Below are 4,569 nucleotides of genomic sequence, written 5' to 3' on the forward strand. Positions count from 1 at the left end.
TGTGATATATTAAAGCCCGTGGGCTTCCATATCGAGGGAATCCACGGGCTTTGTTGCGCTTTTTTTACAGCGCCTTTCTGTTTATATACGCAAAAAAGCGGAGGTGTTGTCCTCCGCTTGATGTAGCTTATCATACAGATAGAACGTGTTAAATAGCGAGCGAACGCTGTTCGCCCCTACACACAAATGTTACAATCAGAGCTCTACCTTGTAATCCTCTGAGCCTACACCCTTTACAGTGTAGTAAGCAACGCCCTCTTCAGGCTTGATGTATACTGAAACTGTCTTTGGTGTTCTGTGACCCTTTGCCTTGTAGTCAGCCTTTGCAGCAGCCACTACAGCTTCAACATTTATCTCTACGCCTGCGAACTGAACGAATACCTCGTCCTTTATCTCAGCCTCAACTGCTTTCTTTACAGTTTCCTTCTTTGCCTTTGTTGCCTTTGCTGCGGTCTTTACTGCCTTTTCTGCCGTCTTGACAGCTTTCTTTGCTGTTTCCTTTACTGCTGCACCTGTCTTTTCAGCAGCAGACTTTACCTCAGCCTTGACTTCCTTTACAGCTTCTTCTGCCTTCTTGTCAGCGGCGATCTTCTTTTCAGCCATTGTAAAACCTCTCCTTTAAAAGTGTTACTAATTACTTATCCACAGCCTCTTTAAGAGCCTTGCCTGCCTTGAATGCAGGAACCTTCTTTGCAGGAACATGGATAGGCTTCTTTGTTGCAGGATTGATAGAATCCTTAGCTGCACGATCTCTTACCTCAAATGCACCAAAACCTACGATAGATACCTTTTCACCCTTTACAAGTGCATCTGTGATAGTTTCTGTTACAGCCGCAAGTGCCTGCTCTGCTTCCTTTTTAGAATAGCCGCCCTTTTCTGCTATTGCGGATATCAGATCATTTTTTGTCATTTTGAATCTACCTCCGTTATAATTTTTTACATTGTTTTTATGCTGTTATTATAACGTATTTGACCCCTATTGTCAATTAATTTGCCCGATTTTGCGTGCTTTCTTGCAATCTTTGTAGCTTTACATAAAAAAGAGGCATAGTCGCCGCTTGATTTTTGTACTTATTCACACGTTGGAAATAGTATTTATAGTTTAGCCATAATTAACTTTCGATCAGCATCATTATTTTTTTATAAACGCCTATTTTTCGCACTTTGTAAAAATCACCCACAAAATATTCTTACATATATTTCATTTCAAAGTTCATTAAATATTTACATTCTTTTATATGTTCTCTCATGCAACATAATTCATTTTTTCAATCCGTATTTTTCATAAAAAGCCTCAACATCGCTGTCGCTTTTCACAAGCTCGGGATACATTATCTCACGAGTGTTGCGGTTATAAAAGCCAATAGTTTTCTCGCCGGTACAGGTGCTTGACATTATTTTTATCTCCATTCCCCTGCACTCCTCAGGGACGGGCTTGACAGTTTTCTTTTTGAAAATTCCCATGGAAACTCCCCCTAATATTTTTTCAAACGTCTTATATAAGCGAAAGTGTAGTCCTCGCCTTTATCACGAAGCATTGTAAGAAGCTTCTCCAAAAGGTCTGATGTTTCAGGGTGGATGGCTCTTGTCTTTTTCGCTCTTAAAAAATACGCAAGAGGTGCACCGTCGTCGTATTTGTCTTTCATATATATCTTGCTTGCGGCAACTCTGTCGCAGAACATTTCTTTCACATATTTAAGGGGCATTTTCACAGGGGTCATCAACTTAGTCCGCAGGTCATAGTCCGTCCAATATTCAAAGTGATGCTTATTTCTTCCCTTGTGATGCATCCAGCCGTAAGAAAATCCGTATTCTTCACGCTCTGCTTCATGGGGCGAACGTGTGCCTTGATAATATTTACAGCCCTTGAGAAACTCCTCCGGGGAATATTTTGAAAGGTCATGCCTCAGACCCTGCCACAAAATGCCTGCCTTATAGCAGTTTTTTATCACTCCGTGGCGATGTCTTGTAATGGTCTTGAAATGCTCCCATGCCTTTATCAAAACGCTCATCTCCTCTGCATTTCATCTTGTGACCTTATTATACTACTTTTGCGTTATTATTTCAACAGCCTGCGGTCATTTTCTGCTGCCGCAGATATCAAGTAGGGGACACTCGCTGCAGCGTTCTCCCCTTGCCTTGCAGTATTCACGTCCGAACAGTACAAGGCGGTGACAGAAATCAGAGGATCTCTCAGGGGGAAGTATCTTTCTCAGATCCTCTTCCACCTTTGCAGGCTCTTTATTTTTTGTAAGCCCAAGTCTGCCGCATATCCTTATACAGTGGGTATCAGTTACCACCGCAGGCTTATGAAAAACATCTCCCATAACAAGATTAGCCGTCTTTCTGCCTATGCCTGCAAGGGTAGTGAGCTTTTCTATGGTATCAGGTATCTCACCGCCAAAGTTATCCATTATCTGTCTGCACATTGCTACAATAGAGCGAGCTTTTGTTTTATACAGACCGCAGGGGCGTATTATCTCCTCTATATCAGCAACATCTGCGTTAGCAAAATCCTCAATGGTCTTATATTTTGCAAAAAGCTCTTTCGTGACGATATTCACCCTTGCGTCTGTACACTGTGCAGAAAGTCTGCCTGCTATCATAAGCTCGTGGGGCTTTTTATAGTCAAGGGAGCATATGCCCTCGGGGTAGACCTGCTCCAGCCTTTCCACTATCATTTGTGCACGTTCTTTCTTTGTCATCGGTACTGCTCCTTTGTTTATAAGTGCTTTATTACTTTATATTGTACACTTTTTTGCAGGATTCGTCAACCAAAATTTCATATCAGGGACGATATTCCAGCGGGTTTGTGCGTTATACCGGCATAAAAATGCGTTTTGTCATTTTTGCAGGCAGAAACAGCTTTGGTCACAGTGCACTGATTTGTCGACATTTCACGGAAATTTTACACGAATTATGAATTTATAATCGTGATTTTACTTCACATTTCAAAAAAAGGCTATGATTTTTATACAATTTCAATAAAATTATGAAATTTTGCATTTTACTACTTGCAAATTGCAAAATAGTGTGCTATAATAAGTAAGTGATGTGCGGAACGAGTAAAAAAGCCGTGCACAAATTATAATTTATAAGATGGGAGTTTTAATAATGGCTTTGAACAATGCGTATCTTGAAAGCGTTTATGAGAAGGTTGAGAAGAGAAATCCCGGCGAAAAGGAATTCCTCCAGGCAGTATATGAGGTACTGGAAAGCCTCATTCCTGTTGTAGAAAAGAGACCTGACCTTGTTGAGGCAGGTATAATCGACAGAATAGTTGAGCCAGAAAGACAGATCATTTTCCGTGTTCCTTGGGTAGATGACAACGGCAAGGTACAGGTAAACAGAGGTTTCAGAGTTCAGTTCAATTCTGCTATAGGACCATACAAGGGCGGTATCAGACTTCACCCTTCAGTATGTGCATCAGTAATCAAGTTCCTCGGCTTCGAGCAGATCTTCAAGAACAGCCTTACAGGTCTTCCTATCGGCGGCGGTAAGGGTGGTTCAGACTTCGATCCTAAGGGCAAGTCTGACGGAGAAGTTATGAGATTCTGCCAGAGCTTCATGACAGAGCTTTGCAAGCATATCGGTGCTGACACAGACGTTCCAGCAGGCGATATCGGTACTGGTGCAAGAGAGATCGGCTATATGTTCGGTCAGTACAAGAGAATCAGAAACGAGTTCACAGGCGTTCTTACAGGTAAGGGTCTTTCATACGGCGGATCACTTGCAAGAACAGAGGCTACTGGTTATGGTCTTTGCTACTACACATCTGAGATGATCAAGTGCATGAAGAATGAAACATTCGCAGGCAAGACAGTTGTTATCTCCGGTTCTGGTAACGTTGCTATCTACGCTACAGAGAAGGCTACAGAGCTGGGCGGCAAGGTAGTTGCACTTTCTGACTCTAACGGTTATGTATACGATCCAAACGGCATCAACCTCGATGTTGTTAAGCAGATCAAGGAAGTTGAGAGAGGCAGAATCAAGGAGTATGTAAACAGAGTACAGGGTGCTGAGTACCACGAGGGCTGCAGCGGCATTTGGACTATCAAGTGCGACATCGCTCTCCCATGCGCTACACAGAACGAGATCAACGAAGAGTCAGCTAAGGCTCTCGTAGCTAACGGTGTATTTGCTGTTGCTGAGGGTGCTAATATGCCTTCAACTCCAGAGGCTATCGCTGTATTCCAGAATGCAGGCGTTCTCTTTGGACCAGCAAAGGCTGCTAACGCAGGCGGTGTTGCTACATCAGCTCTTGAGATGTCACAGAACAGCGAGAGACTTTCTTGGACATTCGAGGAAGTTGACGCTAAGCTCAAGAACATCATGACAAACATCTTCCACAACTCATACAATGCAGCTAAGGAGTACGGTCTTGAAGGCAACCTCGTTGCAGGTGCTAACATCGCAGGTTTCCTGAAGGTAGCTGACGCAATGAAGTGGCAGGGTATCGCTTACTAATATAAGCGTAATATCAAAGCTATATACAAGGCGCTGTAAAAAAAGCGCAACAAAGCCCGTGGATTCCCTCGATATGGAAGCCCACGGGCTTTAATATATCAC

Annotated in this window: 6 protein-coding genes; 1 reads left to right on the top strand and 5 read right to left on the bottom strand. The window is 42.9% G+C overall.

The genetic code is table 11. The annotated features are described in order from the left end of the window. Positions 1 to 195: 195 nt before the first annotated feature. The 5 genes from AB5123_RS13870 to nth form a co-directional block, all read right to left on the bottom strand. Positions 196 to 603, bottom strand: a complete 408-nt coding sequence (locus tag AB5123_RS13870; protein ID WP_117891225.1) for a DUF6465 family protein — start codon at positions 601 to 603, stop codon at positions 196 to 198. A gap of 31 nt (positions 604 to 634) precedes the next feature. Next, positions 635 to 910, bottom strand: a complete 276-nt coding sequence (locus AB5123_RS13875; protein ID WP_278945834.1) for an HU family DNA-binding protein — start codon at positions 908 to 910, stop codon at positions 635 to 637. A gap of 350 nt (positions 911 to 1,260) precedes the next feature. Continuing rightward, the gene (locus AB5123_RS13880) at positions 1,261 to 1,464 is read right to left on the bottom strand and encodes a hypothetical protein (protein ID WP_038670658.1); all 204 of its coding nucleotides are present in this window, start codon (positions 1,462 to 1,464) and stop codon (positions 1,261 to 1,263) included. 11 nt (positions 1,465 to 1,475) lie between these two features. Then, positions 1,476 to 2,012 carry a DUF5662 family protein gene (locus AB5123_RS13885; protein ID WP_038670656.1) on the bottom strand — a complete coding sequence of 179 codons (537 nt, stop codon included), beginning with the start codon at positions 2,010 to 2,012 and terminating at the stop codon, positions 1,476 to 1,478. 66 nt (positions 2,013 to 2,078) lie between these two features. Next, the gene (gene nth / locus AB5123_RS13890) at positions 2,079 to 2,705 is read right to left on the bottom strand and encodes an endonuclease III (RefSeq protein WP_117857484.1); all 627 of its coding nucleotides are present in this window, start codon (positions 2,703 to 2,705) and stop codon (positions 2,079 to 2,081) included. A gap of 409 nt (positions 2,706 to 3,114) precedes the next feature. Between nth and gdhA the strand changes: the two genes are divergently transcribed. Next, on the top strand, positions 3,115 to 4,467 hold the full coding sequence (gene gdhA, locus AB5123_RS13895) for an NADP-specific glutamate dehydrogenase (RefSeq protein WP_038670652.1): 1,353 nt from the start codon (positions 3,115 to 3,117) through the stop codon (positions 4,465 to 4,467). Positions 4,468 to 4,569 lie beyond the last annotated feature (102 nt).

Source organism: Ruminococcus sp. RTP21204st1_B2_RTP21204_210225 (assembly GCF_040914135.1).
GTDB classification, from domain to species: Bacteria; Bacillota; Clostridia; order Oscillospirales; family Ruminococcaceae; genus Hominimerdicola; species Hominimerdicola aceti.

Excerpts from the sequence above, each read along its gene's own strand:
- AB5123_RS13870 (WP_117891225.1), bottom strand. The coding sequence starts at position 603 with ATGGCTGAAAAGAAGATCGCCGCTGACAAGAAGGCAGAAGAAGCTGTA.
- AB5123_RS13875 (WP_278945834.1), bottom strand. The coding sequence starts at position 910 with ATGACAAAAAATGATCTGATATCCGCAATAGCAGAAAAGGGCGGCTAT.
- AB5123_RS13880 (WP_038670658.1), bottom strand. The coding sequence starts at position 1,464 with ATGGGAATTTTCAAAAAGAAAACTGTCAAGCCCGTCCCTGAGGAGTGC.
- AB5123_RS13885 (WP_038670656.1), bottom strand. The coding sequence starts at position 2,012 with ATGAGCGTTTTGATAAAGGCATGGGAGCATTTCAAGACCATTACAAGA.
- nth (WP_117857484.1), bottom strand. The coding sequence starts at position 2,705 with ATGACAAAGAAAGAACGTGCACAAATGATAGTGGAAAGGCTGGAGCAG.
- gdhA (WP_038670652.1), top strand. The coding sequence starts at position 3,115 with ATGGCTTTGAACAATGCGTATCTTGAAAGCGTTTATGAGAAGGTTGAG.